At 40.6% G+C, this 17,824-nt stretch carries 15 protein-coding genes; 13 read left to right on the plus strand and 2 right to left on the minus strand.

The window, feature by feature from the left end:
- Positions 1-25: 25 nt before the first annotated feature.
- Positions 26-916 carry an ArsR/SmtB family transcription factor gene (locus tag ACTW1R_RS02105; protein ID WP_005227282.1) on the minus strand — a complete coding sequence of 297 codons (891 nt, stop codon included), beginning with the start codon at positions 914-916 and terminating at the stop codon, positions 26-28.
- Between the two features lie 315 nt (positions 917-1,231).
- Between ACTW1R_RS02105 and ACTW1R_RS02110 the strand changes: the two genes are divergently transcribed.
- The 10 genes from ACTW1R_RS02110 (at position 1,232) to ACTW1R_RS02155 (ending at position 12,145) form a co-directional block, all read left to right on the plus strand.
- Positions 1,232-2,482, plus strand: a complete 1,251-nt coding sequence (locus tag ACTW1R_RS02110) for an extracellular solute-binding protein (protein ID WP_311903399.1) — start codon at positions 1,232-1,234, stop codon at positions 2,480-2,482.
- A 46-nt stretch (positions 2,483-2,528) separates the two neighbouring features.
- Entirely contained in the window at positions 2,529-3,419 is an 891-nt protein-coding gene (locus ACTW1R_RS02115) for a carbohydrate ABC transporter permease (protein ID WP_005227284.1), read from the plus strand.
- Between the two features lie 12 nt (positions 3,420-3,431).
- The gene (locus ACTW1R_RS02120) at positions 3,432-4,283 is read left to right on the plus strand and encodes a carbohydrate ABC transporter permease (RefSeq protein ID WP_005227285.1); all 852 of its coding nucleotides are present in this window, start codon (positions 3,432-3,434) and stop codon (positions 4,281-4,283) included.
- An 8-nt stretch (positions 4,284-4,291) separates the two neighbouring features.
- Positions 4,292-4,708: a hypothetical protein gene (locus ACTW1R_RS02125; protein ID WP_010748727.1), complete on the plus strand. Its 417-nt coding sequence runs from the start codon at positions 4,292-4,294 to the stop codon at positions 4,706-4,708.
- A gap of 15 nt (positions 4,709-4,723) precedes the next feature.
- A complete protein-coding gene (locus ACTW1R_RS02130) occupies positions 4,724-5,680 on the plus strand; it encodes a glycoside hydrolase family 43 protein (protein ID WP_016609615.1) in 957 nt (318 codons plus the stop codon).
- 18 nt (positions 5,681-5,698) lie between these two features.
- Complete coding sequence (locus ACTW1R_RS02135) at positions 5,699-7,321, plus strand: glycoside hydrolase family 43 protein (RefSeq protein WP_271814270.1); 1,623 nt, start codon at positions 5,699-5,701, stop codon at positions 7,319-7,321.
- A 10-nt stretch (positions 7,322-7,331) separates the two neighbouring features.
- Positions 7,332-8,777: an alpha-N-arabinofuranosidase gene (locus tag ACTW1R_RS02140; RefSeq protein WP_271814272.1), complete on the plus strand. Its 1,446-nt coding sequence runs from the start codon at positions 7,332-7,334 to the stop codon at positions 8,775-8,777.
- A gap of 4 nt (positions 8,778-8,781) precedes the next feature.
- Positions 8,782-9,048 (plus strand): DUF6171 family protein, encoded by a 267-nt coding sequence (locus tag ACTW1R_RS02145; protein WP_005227303.1) that lies wholly within the window; start codon positions 8,782-8,784, stop codon positions 9,046-9,048.
- 136 nt (positions 9,049-9,184) lie between these two features.
- Positions 9,185-10,111, plus strand: coding sequence for an AraC family transcriptional regulator (locus ACTW1R_RS02150; RefSeq protein ID WP_016609618.1), 927 nt, complete (start codon positions 9,185-9,187; stop codon positions 10,109-10,111).
- Between the two features lie 33 nt (positions 10,112-10,144).
- Positions 10,145-12,145, plus strand: coding sequence for a glycoside hydrolase family 31 protein (locus ACTW1R_RS02155; RefSeq protein ID WP_153883001.1), 2,001 nt, complete (start codon positions 10,145-10,147; stop codon positions 12,143-12,145).
- 123 nt (positions 12,146-12,268) lie between these two features.
- On the opposite strand, the gene ACTW1R_RS02160 is transcribed toward ACTW1R_RS02155, so the two are convergent.
- On the minus strand, positions 12,269-13,534 hold the full coding sequence (locus tag ACTW1R_RS02160) for a glycoside hydrolase family 27 protein (protein ID WP_271814276.1): 1,266 nt from the start codon (positions 13,532-13,534) through the stop codon (positions 12,269-12,271).
- A 120-nt stretch (positions 13,535-13,654) separates the two neighbouring features.
- Between ACTW1R_RS02160 and ACTW1R_RS02165 the strand changes: the two genes are divergently transcribed.
- The 3 genes from ACTW1R_RS02165 to ACTW1R_RS02175 are packed head-to-tail and all read left to right on the plus strand — an operon-like array spanning position 13,655 to position 17,763.
- Entirely contained in the window at positions 13,655-14,554 is a 900-nt protein-coding gene (locus ACTW1R_RS02165; RefSeq protein WP_060792630.1) for a helix-turn-helix domain-containing protein, read from the plus strand.
- Between the two features lie 40 nt (positions 14,555-14,594).
- The gene (locus ACTW1R_RS02170; protein ID WP_271814277.1) at positions 14,595-16,238 is read left to right on the plus strand and encodes a sensor histidine kinase; all 1,644 of its coding nucleotides are present in this window, start codon (positions 14,595-14,597) and stop codon (positions 16,236-16,238) included.
- Positions 16,213-17,763 (plus strand): response regulator transcription factor, encoded by a 1,551-nt coding sequence (locus tag ACTW1R_RS02175; protein WP_271814279.1) that lies wholly within the window; start codon positions 16,213-16,215, stop codon positions 17,761-17,763. The genes ACTW1R_RS02170 and ACTW1R_RS02175 overlap by 26 nt, the downstream gene beginning before the upstream one ends.
- Positions 17,764-17,824 lie beyond the last annotated feature (61 nt).

A 17,824-nucleotide genomic window follows, 5' to 3' on the forward strand; every position in this document is an offset into this window, starting at 1 on the left:
TCAGCCGCTAAGACTAGCGTTTTTTTTAGCTATAAAACATTTTCAGTTTGATATCCTGATCGTAATTCCCAAACCCCTTGCCAAAGAGGGTACAACCGCCGACATGCTCGGCATCTTCTTTGACTTCCACTTTTAAGTGCCACGTATCTTCGTAGGCAGGTATATCCTTGATCGTAATGTCGGAAAGAGGAACACCTTCCATGTAGGTTCCGTGATCCATGATGCGGATCGTCTTCAATAACCCGTACTGATTGAGATTGTCTGGATACCAATCCGGTGTATACTTGCCGCGAATATCTGCAAAATCCCCTGGGCTAGTCCATGTACCAAGCTCCACACCATTTAAGCTGAAGGTGATGTCTGACGGCCAGTTGTTATTGGAAAAAGGAAATTCAGACGAAACTTCCATTGAAATCTCCATCATTTCCAGTTTTTCTTCTCTTGCTAAAAAGTTTGGCGATTGGTATTCAACAAATCCTTTAGTAAACCACAAGATGCGGGCATCCATTCGTCGAGGATCCATGAAAAACTTCGGTTCATCCACCATTCCCACAAAATCAGCTGAAGTAGCAAGCCCGCACGTTGGTTCTACCGAATAATTTGTATAATGACCGATCGGTATCGCCGTTTCTTTTGTATCAAAGGCATTAAAGATTTTCTCAGGAAAGTTGATATCGATATGATCCACTCTTAAACTGGAAATCTTTTTTTGCCCCACACGCTCTGTTTTGATAATTTTGGCTTCTTCTAATTTTTTGATGTGCATCGTAATGATGGCGCTGCTTAAGCCCAACTCCTGTGCCAACTCTTTGACATTCATCTTGTTTTTAGCCAGCAATTGAATGATTTTGATTCGCACGTTACTGGCAAGTGCCTCATAGACAGGCAATGCTTCTTGATTGATTTCTAATTGCATCGTGTCACCTCCGCTTAAACTGTTTGATTTACTTGAATGTTAACATATTTGCTAATTTGTGTAAATAGCGTTGTTTATTTCGCTAGTTATTAATATATTTGTTAATTAATATAGATATTATCCTAAATAAATTAATCAAAATATTGTTGACAGCGATTACAAATCAAGTTATGATTTATTTGTAAATTGAAAGTGTTTGCAAACGCTAGAAATGAATAATGCAATTATAAATGCTGGGATAGCAAATAAGAGAAGGAGGATAGGCGTGTTCGGCTTCAAAGACCAAAATTCAATTTCTATGAAAGAGGGAAAAACATGAAGAAGAAACTTATTATTATTGGTGCTTTAGTTGCAGTCGTTGCAGTTGCCCTTATTGGTTTTAATCGTTATCAGGCAGCGGAAAAAGAAAAATACACGATTAATTTTTGGTCACCCCTTACTGGTGATGATGGCGCTTATATGGATCAGATCGTAAATGAATTCAATGAACAATCAGGTTCCGATTATACAATCAATCATGTGATCACGTCTGATATGTACACTAAATTAAGTACGGTCGTAAGTTCTAAAAGTGGGATTCCAGATTTGACTTTGATGCATTCTTATAAAGTAGAGGAATTTGTCAATTCCGATATTATTGATCCGGTTGATCGTCTGGTTTCTTATCAACCTGAGTTAGAAGAAAGCAATTATTTAGATACGGCGTGGAATGCAGGGAAAATCGGCGATACTCAATATACGATCCCATTAGATATTCATGCCAGTGCCATGTATTACAATCAAGATCTTTTAGAAAAATACAATGTAACTTCTTGGTTAGACGATAACATCGTGACGTTTGATGAAATGATGTCATTAGCAGGGCAGATGGAAGAAGGCGATTATGTCGTAAATAATGCGTTACTTTCTTGGGTTATCTTAGCGCAAATCCGTAACTTAGGCGGCGCGATTTCTGACGATGCTGGGAACCCGACGGTGAATACGCCAGAAATGAAAGAAGCGTTAGAAAGAATTAAAGCGTTAACAGATGCAGGCCTGATGACACCTTATGGAGAAGATGGGTATTTGATGTTCCAAGGCGGAAACGTACTCTTATCAACAGATGGTACTTGGACTTCTACCGCTCATGATGCGGTTGAGGGCTTGAATTGGGGCGTAACAAATATTTATTCGACTTCAGATGACATCGCAACCAACCGAGCAGCTTCTCATATGTTTGGCATGTTGAAGAGTGAAAGCAGAACAGAAGAAAAAGAAGAAGTAATCGCAGAATTTTTAGAATTTGTTCGTACAAACTCGAACGAATGGGCAAAAGCCGGTCAAATCGTTGCAAGTAAAGATATTTTAGAAAGTGATGATTACCAACAATACCCACAATCATTCTTTACTTCTACACCAGAGGAAGAAGAAACACTTTACATCTTTGACTACGTTTATTTCTCTTATGTCTTAGAAGCATTAGATGTTTATAGTACAGATATCGCTTACGGTGAATTAGATATGGATGAAGGATTAGAAACGATGCAACAATATGTCGAAGACAAGATTGCAGAAGTAGCTAGATAAGTGAAGGGGGGATAATTCTATCCCCTTTTCCAATTTTTAGAAGGGAATGAAAGGAATGAAAAAAAAGAGCATTAACTGGGCATCGATCGCATTCATTGGACCACACATGGTACTCTTTATTATTTTTGTATGTATTCCAACGATCTATGGTATTTATGCTTCATTTACGCAATGGAATTTGATCTCTGATCCAGTCTGGGTCGGTTTTAACAACTATAAAACATTATTGTTTGATAGTTCCTCGACGTTCTATACCCAATTTTGGAATGGTTTGAAAAATACCTTTATTTTCGTTTTGATCATGGTGCCGTTACAAATCATCATTCCACTGATGATTGCAGCTGCATTGCAGCATAAAAAAGTGAAGCTGAAAGGACTTTTTCAAGCAATTCTATATATTCCAGGTCTTATCTCTGTTTCAGCAGGTTCTTTGATTTGGTCATTGATTTTCCACTCTCGATTAGGTGCCGTCAATAATATTTTTGGGTTCGATTTCTCTTGGGCTTCGCGACAACCCTATGCTTGGATCTTAATTTTTGTTGTCAGCATTTGGGGAGCAATCGGTGGTAACATGATCATTTATCGCTCAGCTTTAGCGGGTGTCAATGAAGACCTTTATGAAGCGGCAGAGATCGACGGAGCGGGAGCATTCCAAAAATTCTTGAATGTGACCTTGCCATCTATTCGCTTTCCACTTTTATATACGATCGTGATGACAACTGCTGGAGCATTTAATGTCTTTGCACAGCCTTTGATGATGACAGGTGGAGGTCCAAACCAAAGCACGACTGTATTGATGATGTATATCCGCTCACTGGCTTTTAGTCAAGGAGAGTCAATTGCAGGAATGGCTTCGGCAATGGCAGTCATCTTAGGATTGATCATTATGTGTGTGTCCGTATTTCAATATTTTCTTTTAGATAGAAGCAATACTTAAGGGGGCAAAAAAATGAATACACAAAAGAAACATATACCTAGTATGGTCATCGCATATTTGTTTCTGATCGTTTTATGTATCATCTGGGTTATTCCATTGATTTTTAGCTTCGCCACTTCTTTTCGTTCTCAAACCGAAATCGTCTCCACTGGGTTTCGTTTATTACCCGTAAACTGGATATTAGATAACTATGTAGCGATTTTGACTAATACGTCTACTGCACCAATAATGCAGTGGTTATGGAATTCAATGTTTATCGCAGTCACGCACACTGTTTTAGTTGTGATCGTTGTTTCAGTGACCGCTTATGGCTATGGCAGAATGCGGTTTAAATACCGTGATCGTATCTTTTATCTTTTGATGGGGATCTCGATGTTTCCCGGTGTAGTGAATTTGATTCCGTCTTACAAAATCATTGAAACCTTCGGCTGGGTCAACTCTTCTCTTGCCATGATCATTCCAGGCTTAGCAGGGATGGGAAATATCTTTCTTGTGCGACAGTTTATGAAAGGTATCCCGCTTGAATTTGACGAGTCAGCACGAATGGATGGTGCAGATGAATTTACAATTTTTGCAGAGATCATCGTTCCTTTGATCAAACCTGTGTTGATCGTTGCAGGCCTCTTTTCTTTCACAGGTTCATGGAATGATTTCTTGTGGCCAGTGATCGTGTATACGGATGTTAGTAAAATGCCGATCACAGCCGGTTTACTATTACTACAAGACATTTATGGCAACTACCGAATGATTGGTCAATTGATGGGCTCGGCATTGATTGCGATCATTCCCACCGTCATGCTGTTTCTATTTGCTCAAAAATACTTCATTGAATCTATGAACTTAAATGCAGGAATAAAAGGATAGTGAAGATCATGAATCGAAAATTGGAAAGAAATTTACTACGTGCCAGTGCGGTCTGGGATGTCTGTATTGGTCTTGTAACGATGTTTGGGTATTATCCTTGGTTTGAAGAACAAGGGATCGCAGCATTTCAAAATCAAAATCAGTATGAATACTTGCAGTCAAGTCTGGTAGGAATGATATCGAAGGTAGTTATGATCGTTGCGTTAGCGACGATTTTGATGGGCGTTATCAGTTGGATCAACGCGAAGAATATGCGAGACAAACAAATAAACAAAGGAACGATACGTTGGATGATCGCCTGTGTCATCATCCATTTGATCATCTATGATGTGATCGGTGTTGTCCTCTATTTACTAGCTACGACGATGTATATGTCTAAAAACAAAGCAATAAAAATACTAAAAACGGAAAATGGAATTATTTAAGAAGGTGTAGAATTTATGGCAGAAAATTATTTGGAACCGATTGTATTAGAACGTGCAGACCCATGGATATACAAGCATACCGATGGATATTATTACTTCACTGGATCAAAACCAGGGTATCAGGAAATCGAATTAAGGCGTGCGAAAACCTTGAAAGGACTGGCTGACGGTGAAGTAAAAGTCATCTGGACGGCTCATGCCGAAGGCCCCATGAGTGAACTGATTTGGGCACCAGAGATTCATTTTATTCAAGGGAAATGGTACATCTATTTTGCTGCTGCAGATCATGGAGAAGTCAGAAATGATCAGCATCATCATCGGATGTTTGCGATCGAAAATGCGAACGAAGATCCCTTTGCAGGCGAGTGGGTAGAAAAAGGACAGATCAGGACGCAATTTGAGAGTTTCAGTTTAGATGCTACGGTATTCGAACACAGGAACCGATTGTATTATGTCTGGGCACAAGCAGATCCAAACATTCCAGGCAATTCCAATCTTTATTTATCAGAGATGGAAAATCCTTGGACATTGAAAGGAAAGCAGATTCTGCTGAGCATTCCTTATTATGAATGGGAAAAAATTGGCTTCAAAGTGAACGAGGCACCAGCTGCTTTGATTAGAAATGGAAAAGTGATCATTACTTATTCAGCCAGTGCGACGGATGAAAACTACGCGATGGGACTGTTGTGGGCAGATGAGGATAGTGATTTATTGAATGGGTATTCTTGGCATAAGTTGAAGGAACCAGTCTTTTCAAGTTCTGAACAAAATTCCCTATACGGACCAGGACATAACTCCTTTACAGTCGATGAGGAGGGGAAACAAGAGATCTTAGTGTATCATGCAAGACCAGAAAAAAATGATTACAGTAATCCTTTAGAAAATCCCAATCGACATGCGTATGTCCAACCGTTTACTTGGAAAAAAAATGGATTACCTGATTTTGGCGAACCCGGTGTAGTCAAAGGATAGATAAAAGAGAGGGAAAAAATGAATACAAAAAGAAAAATGCTCTGTTTAACCATGTCCGTTTTTTTTACTAGTTTATTTCTTGCTGGCTGTCAAACAGGAGATGCTGCTGAGCAACTTTCACAAAAGGAGTGGGAAACAACGACAAAAAATCGAGTGTCGATTCATGACCCATCGATTACTTCTATTCATGTTGGTGACCAAGAGCTGTTTTACGTATTTGGTTCGCATCTCGCCCAAGCGAAAACAGAAGATTTACAAACTTGGGAAGTGCCTTTCACTCACGAATATGAATCAATGGAAGACAATATGATCTATGGTAACACAAAAGAAAATCTAGCTGAGACTTTTGAATGGGCAGGCTATGATGATGCCGATTCACAAGGTGGTTACAGCCTTTGGGCACCAGATGTCATTTGGAATGCTGATTATGAATGGTCAAATGGAGACAAAGGAGCCTACATGCTCTACTACTCAGCTAGTTCTACTTGGCGGCGTTCAGCGATTGGATTGGCCGTAGCTAAAACGATCGAAGGACCCTATAGCTATGCGGATACCGTGATCTATTCTGGCTTTACAGAAAAAGATTCGACAGATGGTAGTGAACGCAATACCAACTATCAAAATACCCATTTGGCCAAATTGATCAAAGAGGGGAAAATCAGTGGGTTCAGTGAAAACTGGGCGATCGAAGATGGTCTGACGTATAACACCGATTATGCACCAAACGCCATTGATCCAGCGTTGTTTTATGATGAAGAAGGGAAACTATGGATGACCTATGGTTCTTGGTCTGGCGGTATCTTTTTATTGGAAGTTGATCCAGCCACTGGAAAACCAATGTATCCTGGGGAAGATAGCACGACGGAAGATGGGCGTATCATTGATCGCTATTTCGGGATCAAGCTTTTTGGCGGCTATCATCAGTCAGGAGAAGGTCCCTATATTGTTTATGATGAGGAAACCGATTATTATTACCTATTCGTCACTTACGGTGGTTTAGCAGCAAAAGGTGGTTACAATATGCGACTATTTCGCGCTGAAAAACCAGAAGGACCTTACCTTGATGCCCAAGGAAATAGCCCAATCTTAGAACAAGGGGACCAAAATTCAAACTACGGCATCAAATTGATTGGCAACTACCAATTCTCGTTTCAACAAATGGGGTATCGAGCAGCGGGACACAATTCGGCGATCATCGATGAGAATGGTCAGTGGTCCTTGGTGTACCATACGCGCTTTAACAATGGAACCGAAGCCCATGAAGTGCGGGTCAACAGAATGTATATGAATGAGGAGGGCTGGCCAGTTCCAGCACCCTACGAGTATCGAGGCAATGAACAAGTAGCGGATGCTTTGACAGAAGATGACATTATCGGGCGCTATGAAATCATTAACCATGGTACCGACAATGGAACGACCATGCTAAAAACGCAGACGATCGAGCTTCAAAAAGATGGAAGCGTTACTGGTGACCTGACCGGAACTTGGACGTACGATGCGGGATACTTGGCATTGAATTTTGAAGAAGCGACCTTCAAAGGAATTTTATTAACTCAGGAAATAACAGAATTTGAGCAGCAAAAATTAACGTTCTCAACGATTGGCGATAATAATGAGTCCATTTGGGGAATCAAAGAATAGGAGTATAACAATGACGATTAACATTCAAAACACAAAATCAGGAACAACGATTAGCAAATATATCTACGGTCATTTTGCAGAGCATCTAGGCCGTTGTATCTATGAAGGATTATACGTTGGAGAAGATTCGCAGATCCCAAATAAAAATGGGATGCGGATCGATGTGGTTGAAGCACTGAAAAACATTCAAATCCCTGTGCTGCGTTGGCCAGGCGGCTGCTTCGCCGATGAATACCATTGGAAAGACGGGATTGGTCCTAAAGAAAACCGCAAAACGATGGTCAACACTCACTGGGGCGGCGTGACTGAAAACAATCATTTCGGGACCCATGAATTTTTTGAATTGATCAAGCAGCTGGAATGTGACGCGTATGTCAACGGCAATGTCGGCAGCGGAACGGTGCAAGAAATGTCGGAATGGGTGGAATACATCACGATGGATGGCATTTCTCCGATGGCTAATCTTCGCAGAGAAAATGGCCATGAAGATGCGTGGGAAATGAAATTCTTTGGCGTAGGAAACGAAAACTGGGGCTGCGGCGGCAATATGCGGCCAGAGTACTATGCGGATCTGTATCGCCGCTATCAAACCTATGTCCGCCAATACGGTGACAAAAAAATCTACAAAGTTGCTGGCGGAGCGAATGTCGCAGACTATCATTGGACAGAAACGCTGATGAAAAACGCCCATTGGTTGATGGACGGCCTAAGCTTGCACTACTACGTTCATCCGCAGGGCTGGGAAGAAAAAGGGAGCGCCTTGGAATTTGATGAGGCAGAGTGGCAAGTGACCTGTGAAAAAGCAGCCTACATGGATGAATTATTGACCCGCCACAGCGCGATCATGGACCAGTATGACCCAGAACAGCGTGTGGGAATCATTGTTGATGAATGGGGCACTTGGTTCTCAGCAGAACCTGGGACGAATCCAGGCTTCTTATACCAACAAAATACGATCCGTGATGCCATGGTCGCAGCGATCACCTTGAATATTTTCCATAAACATGCCAAGCGAGTGCATATGGCAAATATCGCACAAACCGTCAACGTCCTGCAAGCGATGATTTTGACAGATGGCGAACAAATGGTGAAAACTCCAAGCTATCATGTCTTTGATTTGTACAAAGTCCATCAAGATGCTGAAACCATTGATAGCCATGGAACTAGCAGTGATACCATTACGTATACGATTTCGAAAAAAGAGGATACGATCCATCTATCGGTTTGTAATTTTGCTACCCAAGGCACGGAAGAATTAACCTTCTCCCTGGAAACAGCGATCAATGAAGTGAAAGAAGCTCGTTATATCGTGGGGGACAAAATGAACGCACACAATGATTTTGATCATCCTGAAGATGTGGTGATCCAAGACTTCACCGCTTACGATGTTAAAGAGAACAAAGTCAGCTTGCGGGTGCCAGCAATGAGTGTTCTAACGATCTCATTGACAGTCTGATTCCATGACTTGTAAAGGATGCGAAGTGAAAGATGCTGCTGCAGCAGCACAGGAAGACATTGAATCCTTGATTGCAGAACAACTTTCTTTAGAAAGCGACTTGGCTTCGCCGGAGATCGTCAGTAGGAGAATCGCTGTTTGTGAGACTTGTCCATTGCGATTGAATCATACCTGTACCAAATGCGGCTGCTTTTATCGGTTTCGCGCAAATTTAGCTAAGAAAAACTGTCCTGCAGGAATGTGGGAACAAACAGGACAGCTCGTCAAGTAGCTGTCCTGTTTGTTTCAATTGGTCAGAAGGATCAACAGATAAACTATTTTTTGATTACGCTTACATAATCGTTGTAGATACGCTATGATTAAACGAAAAACAATGTTAACAAAGTGGAAAGTGAGCGAGTGATTCAATGAAAATAAATCAACCTGCAGCGCTTGCTTATTATGAAGCTGCGAACCATGGCACGGAAGATTTCCCATTAGCATATTATCCTAATTTAGTGAGTGTTTGGCGAGAATTCTTTTTTGTGCCACATTGGCATAAAGAAATCGAAATTTTATGTGTCCATCAAGGACAGCTAGAATTAGTCGTTAATGGAGTCTCACGCAAGATTAAGGCAAATACGATCGTCCTGATTCCTCCCAACACTTTACACACTGCCTATCGAATCGCACAACAAAGCTGCCGTTTTTCGTGTATCGTTTTTTCTGAACAATTAATCACGAGTCGACAATCAGATAGAATTCAAAGCCAACAAATCGATCCTTTTTTGATACAAGAAGGTGTTACTTCTTATGTGGATTTTCCAGATAAAAGTCAACAAAGTCTCACCTTGTTTCAACTATTTGATCAATGCTTTATGGGGAAATCGTCCTATCGTGAATTACGTCTGAAAGGGATTGTTATCCAACTCTTGTCACATCTATTAGAAGTTGGGACCGACCAGCCAGCAAAAAAATCAAGCGAGCGCCTCCAAGAAAAACGGGAAAAAATAGTTTTATCTTATATTCATAGTAATTATCATGAAATGATCCAATTACAAGATTTGGCCGATTCTGTTTCCTTAAGTAAAGAGCAATTTACACGATTTTTTAAACAATCATTTCGAACTTCCCCAATGGCTTATCTAAATCATTATCGCTTGATCCGATCGGCAGAATTGTTGCGAGAGACTGATTTGACCATGGTGGCGATCGCTCAAGCTGTCGGTTTTTGTAATAGTAATCATTTTTCTGTGTGCTTCAAAAAGATGTTTGGTGAGACCCCTACACAATATCGGAAAAATGACATGATTACGATAGAACACGCCATAAAATCGAAGGATAGCCCTCTGTAATCCAGCTATACTGAAAAAAAGGAGGGTTCAAAAATGTCGTTTTTTTCAATAGGTGAGAATTACCTCGAATTTCAAAATGGAAATGAAGTCGTGCGCATTATTGCTTGGGGCACGAACAGTTTGCGGGTGGTGAGTGCACCGTCTGGTGAACTAGATTTATCCTGCTGTGCATTATTAACACAAGATTCTAAGGCCGAGGTTGCGATTGAGGGGGATGTAGGATCTATCGGTAATGGAAAAATCCACGCAATAGTCACCAAAGAGTCAGGCTGGAACAACTATGGCAAGATCACTTTTTACAATCAAAAAGGCGAAGTGATTTTGAAAGAAGCAGCATCTGGCGGTGCGCTCTTGAAAAAGGCGCGGTTTTTTAAGTCGATTATTGGAGGAGATTTTCAACTAAAAGCTACTTTCGAAGCCAATCATGAGGAGAAAATCTATGGTATGGGGCAATATCAGCAGGATATTTTTGATCTAAAAGGGTGTAATTTAGAATTAGCGCATCGAAATTCACAAGCTTCGATCCCCTTTTATTTATCAAACAAAGGATACGGCTTTTTTTGGCACAATCCAGCAATCGGTTCGGTCTCTTTTGGTAAAAATACGACCGAATGGCGTGCCGAAAGTACGAAGCAATTGGATTACTGGATCACTGCTGGAGAGACACCAGCTCAAATCGAAGAACAATTTAGCCAAGTGACAGGACGGGCACCTATGATGCCCGAATATGGTCTAGGATTTTGGCAATGTAAACTTCGCTATGCGACACAAGCGGAAGTAGTGGCGATCGCTAGGGAACACAAAGAGCGGAACATTCCCGTTGATGTACTAGTGATCGATTATTATCATTGGCCGCGCTGTGGTGATTTTCGCTTTGATGAAAATTTCTTTCCAGACCCCAAGGCGATGGCAGAAGAAGTACGAGATAAATATGGAATCGAGCTAATGGTATCGATCTGGCCCCAAATCGACACGCGTAGTGAGAATTTTCAAGAGATGAAAGAAAAAGGCTTATTAGTCAAAACGGATCGCGGCATTGATGTACAGATGTTGTTTCATGGGAATAACATTTTTTATGATCCAACAAATCCTAAAGCTCGAAACTATGTCTGGGAGAAAGTATCAAAAAATTATGTCAATAACGGCATTCGCTTGTTTTGGTTGGATGAGGCTGAACCAGAATTTGGTACGTATGACTATGATTCCTATCGTTATTATGTAGGGAGTGTGTTGCAAAAAGGCAATATTTATCCCCGTGAGTATGTTCGTGGTTTTGATGAGGGAGAAGCCTCCTCACAAAAAGAACATTCAATCAAATTGGTTCGTTGTGCTTGGGCGGGCAGCCAACGATATGGGGCATTGGTTTGGTCCGGCGATATTCATTCGACTTATCAAGACTTTCGCAACCAAATCGTTGCTGGCATGCAAATGGGGTTAGCAGGCATCCCGTGGTGGACAAGTGACATCGGCGGATTTCATGGTGGTTCTGTGACAAGTCTAGATTTTCAAGATTTATTGATCCGCTGGTTTCAATACGGGACTTTTTGTCCAGTCATGCGATTGCATGGTTCACGTACTCCCCATAAAAAAATCTTCAAGGCAGATGGTGAAGAAACAGAGCAAACCGGAGCAGCTAACGAAATATGGGCGTTTGGGGAAAAGAACTATGAGATTATGAAAAAATTTATTGGAATTCGTGAATTGATGCGGGACTACTCGCGTGAATTGATGCGCGCAGCTCATGAAAAAGGAACGCCAGTCATTCGCCCAACTTTTTATGAATTTCCAGAGGATCACCAGGCATGGGAACTGACAACACAGTATCTCTATGGTTCTGATATTCTAGTAGCGCCCATCGTTGTAGCGCATGCTACTGAGCGTGAGGTATATTTGCCAACAGGAGCAAAATGGACCGATGCTCGAGATGGAACTATCTATGAAGGTGGACAATGGATTGTCGCACAGGCACAAATTGATTCCTTACCAATCTTTTTACGAGAGGGAAAACAGAGTTACTTGATTCATGAAGTGTAACTGGAAATGGTTACGGTGAGTTGTTTGTAAGACTAGTAGGTACCTTGTTGAGAGGGGAAGAACCATATGAATAGAAAAGCAACACAATGTGCTCAGCACATTGTGTTGCTTTCATTGAGAGGACTATTGTAATGGGCTTTTGAGTAACAAGACACCATGAGTAGGAACCTCAGCATCGGCAATTGTTTGTTCTTTTTGTTGCCATAACTCAGTGCCGCTTTTAATTGGTAGTAAAGCAGCGATCGATTTTGGGATGGTTTGCGTTTGATCAGAAACATTGAAAATGGCATAGTAGATGGCTGTGTCGCTCAACGCCTCCCAAATGATCCACTCTTGATCACGATAGAACTCTTTTTTCGTATGAATTCTTCGATACATTTCTAAGACTTCAGTATTCGTCAATAAACGTAAGGTAAAGGGATCGATGTCTGGTAAAGTACCACCGAACATCAATGGAGATTGGAAGATCGTCCATAAACTCATCAATAAGTATTGCTCGTCTTCCGTAAAACGTGTCCAACTATCACCACCGCCACCATCAACTGCCCGAATGCCGATATGACCCAACGGTAGCATATCACAGTCAGGCCAGTTACCTGGACGGACGAAAGGTGCCCACTCTGCTGCTCGGTCAAACATGGCGTAAAGGGCGTCCCAATGATCCCAAAAGTCATCCGTCAAGCGCCACATATTGGCATGATTTTGAAAGAAACTACCATTTTTGAGGGCAGCTGGTCCGGGAGACAAAGAAAGGACGATCTCTCGACCCGATCGATCGATCGCACGGCGAATCGCTTTGATTTCTGCTTTATGGGCATCACCGTAAATTTTCGAATCGCCGATATCATCCACCTTTATAAAGTCAACACCCCAAGAAGCATATAATTCGAGCAAAGAATCATAATAAAGCTGTCCTTCAGGCAATGAAACATCGACCCCATACATATCGGAATTCCAAGGGCAGATTGAATTCATAGCAATGTCCCGTGCCCGTTTATCCGTTCCTTTGATCGGCGTATTTTGATGAACTGCTTGTCGTGGAATGCCGCGCATGATATGGATACCAAACTTCAGCCCTTTTTGATGCAGATAGTCACCAAGTTTTTTGAAACCAGCGCCATCTTTTGCTGAAGGGAAACGGTTCTCAGCAGGAATCAAGCGAGAATAGTCGTCCATACACAACGGATAAAAATCATTGTACCTTGTAGACTTTGCTTCTGGTTCGCTCCATTGAATATCCACGACGACGTACTCCCAACCATAAGCTTTCAAATGCTCTGCCATAAAATCTGCATGGGCGATCACTTCTGCTTCGGTTACAGAAGCGCCATAGCAGTCCCAAGAATTCCATCCCATTGGGGGTGTTTGTGCAAAATGTAAAAAAGACATTGATTTCCTCCTAGTACGTTTTTCTTATAGTATAGTAAGCAATAAAAAAGAGAGGGAAAGTTTTGTCTACTAGAAATAAAAAAGAAAGAAATCGTCAACGAATGAAAAAGGAGTTGATCAATGGTGTTTCCACAAGAAACAAACTATGCGAAGATTACAGCATACTATAGTGTTGCCCTTGAGCGTTTTTCCATGGATCCACATCAACACCCAGCGTGTGAGATCATGTTTGTGACCAAAGGGAAGTGTAAGATAAAGGTGCAAGATCAAGTAATTGTTCTGGAAAGAAATGATTTCGTTTTCATAAATGCGTTTGTGGAACACGCCTTACTCGTTGAAGGAGATTCCTGCACCTTACTGAATATTGAATTTCTTCTGAGTGAGACACCGTCCGGCCTTTGTGTTCGTGATGTTTTTGCATACATCAAAGGAAATGTACAATTGAATGAGCCTTACGCGAAAAGTCGCGATGTCCGCCAATTTGGACAAGCGATCAAGTCATTGCTGCAGCTGCTAATGATCGATGATACTCAAGAGCAACCGTCTGCTGAACGGCAATTTACGATCGAGCTCTTGTTTAAGCGGATGTTGATGGAATTAGCCTTTTCATTACGTACGAAAGAAACCAAACGGGGCAATTGCTATGTGAACGCTGCGGTCAACTATATTCAACAGCATTTTGATGAAGATATTCAAGTCTCCCAAATCGCAGCGGCTGTGGGGATTACGAAAGCCTACTTGCATAAACTCTTTCATGAGCAACTGGGAGTGACGGTCAACCATTTTCTCACTAGTGAGCGTCTGAAGCAGGCAGCATTTTTACTAAGCAATAGTCAGCTGCCAATCGTCGAAATTGCCGCTCAAGCAGGATTCAACAGTAGGCAGCACTTTACCAATACCTTTAAACAGAAAAAAGGCATGAGTCCTAAAGTTTATCGTCAAATCTACACCCATCAAATCAAAGAAGAAGCCGGACAACATATATTAGGGGAACATACAGCTTTTTTAAGAATGAAGTAAAGACAGATAGTTAGAAAGTGTGAAGCGATTGAAGATAAAAATGAAACTTATGGTAACGATCATTATTGCGAATGTCGTTACTTCGTCACTGATCATTCTCTTTTTTTCTAATACCGCGAATAAGATCATTGATAAAAATATGGAGATCCAAGCGAAAGAGATCGAGGTCTCTATTTTACGTAATATCCATACGATCAGTACGGATCTTAATCATATCAATTATAAATTGATTATGGATGGCTACGACACGTTGAAAGAGGCCAGTGAACAACCACGGATTACGAGAGACACCTTTGAGAGCATCAAACTGACCATGGAATTGAAGGAGATCGTGGAACCATTGTATCAATTTCAACCTTATTTGCTGGGAATGGCGATTTATTCCAAAGAAAATCGGTTGATGTCGTTTGGGTTAGTTGATCCAGTTGTTGAAGAAACGTTGATTGGTTACACCAATGAGGCCGCTTATGCAAGAGAAATTGATGATTCGACTGTTTATATCAAAAATGAAATCAAAGTCGGACAAGTAGTCCTAGGGCACTTGGTGGGATTTCTTCATACAAGCGAGTTTCTTAATGATCAATTAGAAAACCTCCCAGCTGGGACGCAGATCGCCTTGTTAGATCAAAAGCAAACGGTGCTTGCTGAAGTTGGCACCATTGATGAAGACCAAGCCAATTTGTATGAGAAATCATTCTATAGTGAAGAAGTCGAAGCGTGGTTTCATCTCCATCTCCCCAAAAAACCATTTTTGGGACCGTTGACACAGAATTTGCGACTGATGATTTTCCTGTGTATCGTGATCGTCAGCATGAGTATTTTTGTGGCTACGCTGATTATATTAAAACTGTCGAAACGAATCGATCAATTAAACCAAGCAATGGAGCGGGTCAAGAATAAGGACTTATCGACCACTGTTGAGATTCAAGGAAATGACGAATTAAAACAAATGAGTATAGTCTTTAATTCGATGGTTGCCAATATCAATACTTTAATGGAAGAAAATAAAGCCAGAGAAAAAGAGAAAAAAGAAATTGAAATCGACTTTCTACAAGCTCAAATCAACCCCCATTTTCTGTCCAATACGCTAAACTCGATTACCTGGATGGCTGAATTACAACAGGCTAACAATATTGCCCATCTTTCGAAATCACTTGTATCATTGTTGCATGCCACGATGTATAAGGGACAAGACTTGATTCCTTTGTCTGAAGAAGTAGCCCATGTCAAAAGCTATGTTTCCATCCAAAAAGTTGCCTATATTGATAGCTTTGATGTTCATTGGGCGCTTGATCCAGCGATTTTATCTTGCCGTATCCTTCGATTTATTTTGCAGCCCATTGTTGAAAATAGCATTTTGCACAATTTTGTTGGAACGAATAGCGAAAAAGGGCAAATAAAAATAAGTGGAGAAAAAAAGGGAGATAAGCTTTGTTTAATGGTTGAAGATAATGGCAATGGACTAACAGAAGAAGCGATAAAACAGATAAATGAGCGAGAAAAAAGCAATGGAAAACACTATTCGAAAATTGGTATCCATAATATCGATAAACGAATCAAGCTCTACTATGGTCCAGACTATGGGATCACATATGAAACAGAGTTAGGGGTTTATACCCGGGTCATTATTGAGCTTCCTATGATTGGAGAAAAAGACGATGAAAAAAATAGCCCTCTTAGATGATGAGTTGATTTCACGCAACAAAATAAGTACTATTTTACAAAATTTCCCTCAATTTGAAATTGTACTCAGTACGGCAAATCCTTACGAGTTGTTAAATTATCTGGAGATTTATTCTGTAGATCTCATTTTTTTAGACATGAATATGCCAATTATGAATGGCTTAGCCTTTTTAGAACAATTGGAACTGATCGATCGCACGACTAAAGTGATCGTGATGAGTGGCTACGCCGACTTTAATTATGCGAGTGGTAGCATGAAATATGGAGTCGTTGACTATCTTTTGAAACATGAATTGAGCGAGGATGTGATTTCGGAAGCGCTGAAAAAAATCAATTTTTTTACAGACGAGCCAATGGCTGCGCCTGCTTACGAGACACCCTCTCTACGAGACTTTTTTCATGGAAATACAAGCTTCTTGATGCAACAGTATCCGCATTTTGTAACTGAAAAAATGGTAGGACTTGTTATGATACCTATCTCTATCAGCAAAAATGTTTGGGACAAAGAAAAGTATAAACGAAAAGTGAGCGCTGTTTTAGAGCAATTGATTTTAGACACAAAGAATGAAACCATAGAAATGCTCTCTTTCGTGACTGATGATGGGAAGCTTTTTATGCTTTACTCGTTTGCAAAAATCAAATCCTATAAAGCGATCAATGATTACTTGGAAACGATCAAAACCAAGTGCTACCATGCTGCCAAGCGCTTACTAGATGTTGAACTTTTTCTCCTGCGATCCCCAGTAAGCAATCAACTGTCGGAGGTATTAGAACTATTTAAGAGCGATGAACGAATCTCAGATTTACTCTTTTTTTCACGTCCGAATGAGTTGCTGCATTTTTCAAGCCAAGAATGCAGTAAAAACGTCTTTCAACAGCATGAGATCGCTTTGTATCTGAAAAAAATCTATTTTTATACCAAATACATCGAACCAGAAAACATCGAATATTATAGTAAAAAACTGTTTGAGTATATAAGAGAAAAACGGGTCGCACGTTCGCTGGCCTTAGAGCTAATTGCACAAATTGATTTTCAAATCAGTTTAGCGATGAGTAATAGCTTTAGACAGCCGATGGAAACGATGATTCAAATCAATTATTATCAACAGTTCGATACGTTACTAAGAATCGAAGCAGATTTTTTTGAAGCCATTTCATTAAGTGTAAAAAATTTCCAAAAAGAAGTCTTTAAGCCTGTTGACGAGCCGGTAAAAAAATGTATTCTTTATCTTCATCAACACTTCAAAGAACCGATCAGCTTGCAGACCTGCGCCGAAGCGATTGATTTAAATTATTCCTATTTAAGTAGGGTGTTTAAGCAGCAATGGGGACAGTCTTTTTCAAAATACTTGTCTGAGTTGCGGATCGATTATGCAAAATTATTGTTGAGTACCTCGTCTTGTAGTGTCAATGAAGTCGCAAGGCAAAGCGGATTTGCGAACTATAATTATTTTTTTCGTGTTTTTAAAGAACGTGTAGGAATCTCTCCATATCAGTTTAACCGCAACATTATGGACTATGAATGAAGCGGATCATGTAAAAATGGTTGGCGAGTAAAAAAAAGAGAGTAGAAGTAAAAATTGTTAA

This window comes from Enterococcus sp. R12 (assembly GCF_058135755.1).

Excerpts from the sequence above, each read along its gene's own strand:
- ACTW1R_RS02165 (WP_060792630.1), top strand. The coding sequence starts at position 13,655 with ATGGTGTTTCCACAAGAAACAAACTATGCGAAGATTACAGCATACTAT.
- ACTW1R_RS02160 (WP_271814276.1), bottom strand. The coding sequence starts at position 13,534 with ATGTCTTTTTTACATTTTGCACAAACACCCCCAATGGGATGGAATTCT.
- ACTW1R_RS02145 (WP_005227303.1), top strand. The coding sequence starts at position 8,782 with ATGACTTGTAAAGGATGCGAAGTGAAAGATGCTGCTGCAGCAGCACAG.
- ACTW1R_RS02140 (WP_271814272.1), top strand. The coding sequence starts at position 7,332 with ATGACGATTAACATTCAAAACACAAAATCAGGAACAACGATTAGCAAA.
- ACTW1R_RS02155 (WP_153883001.1), top strand. The coding sequence starts at position 10,145 with ATGTCGTTTTTTTCAATAGGTGAGAATTACCTCGAATTTCAAAATGGA.
- ACTW1R_RS02105 (WP_005227282.1), bottom strand. The coding sequence starts at position 916 with ATGCAATTAGAAATCAATCAAGAAGCATTGCCTGTCTATGAGGCACTT.
- ACTW1R_RS02170 (WP_271814277.1), top strand. The coding sequence starts at position 14,595 with ATGAAACTTATGGTAACGATCATTATTGCGAATGTCGTTACTTCGTCA.
- ACTW1R_RS02125 (WP_010748727.1), top strand. The coding sequence starts at position 4,292 with ATGAATCGAAAATTGGAAAGAAATTTACTACGTGCCAGTGCGGTCTGG.
- ACTW1R_RS02150 (WP_016609618.1), top strand. The coding sequence starts at position 9,185 with ATGAAAATAAATCAACCTGCAGCGCTTGCTTATTATGAAGCTGCGAAC.
- ACTW1R_RS02130 (WP_016609615.1), top strand. The coding sequence starts at position 4,724 with ATGGCAGAAAATTATTTGGAACCGATTGTATTAGAACGTGCAGACCCA.
- ACTW1R_RS02120 (WP_005227285.1), top strand. The coding sequence starts at position 3,432 with ATGAATACACAAAAGAAACATATACCTAGTATGGTCATCGCATATTTG.
- ACTW1R_RS02115 (WP_005227284.1), top strand. The coding sequence starts at position 2,529 with ATGAAAGGAATGAAAAAAAAGAGCATTAACTGGGCATCGATCGCATTC.
- ACTW1R_RS02110 (WP_311903399.1), top strand. The coding sequence starts at position 1,232 with ATGAAGAAGAAACTTATTATTATTGGTGCTTTAGTTGCAGTCGTTGCA.
- ACTW1R_RS02135 (WP_271814270.1), top strand. The coding sequence starts at position 5,699 with ATGAATACAAAAAGAAAAATGCTCTGTTTAACCATGTCCGTTTTTTTT.
- ACTW1R_RS02175 (WP_271814279.1), top strand. The coding sequence starts at position 16,213 with ATGAAAAAAATAGCCCTCTTAGATGATGAGTTGATTTCACGCAACAAA.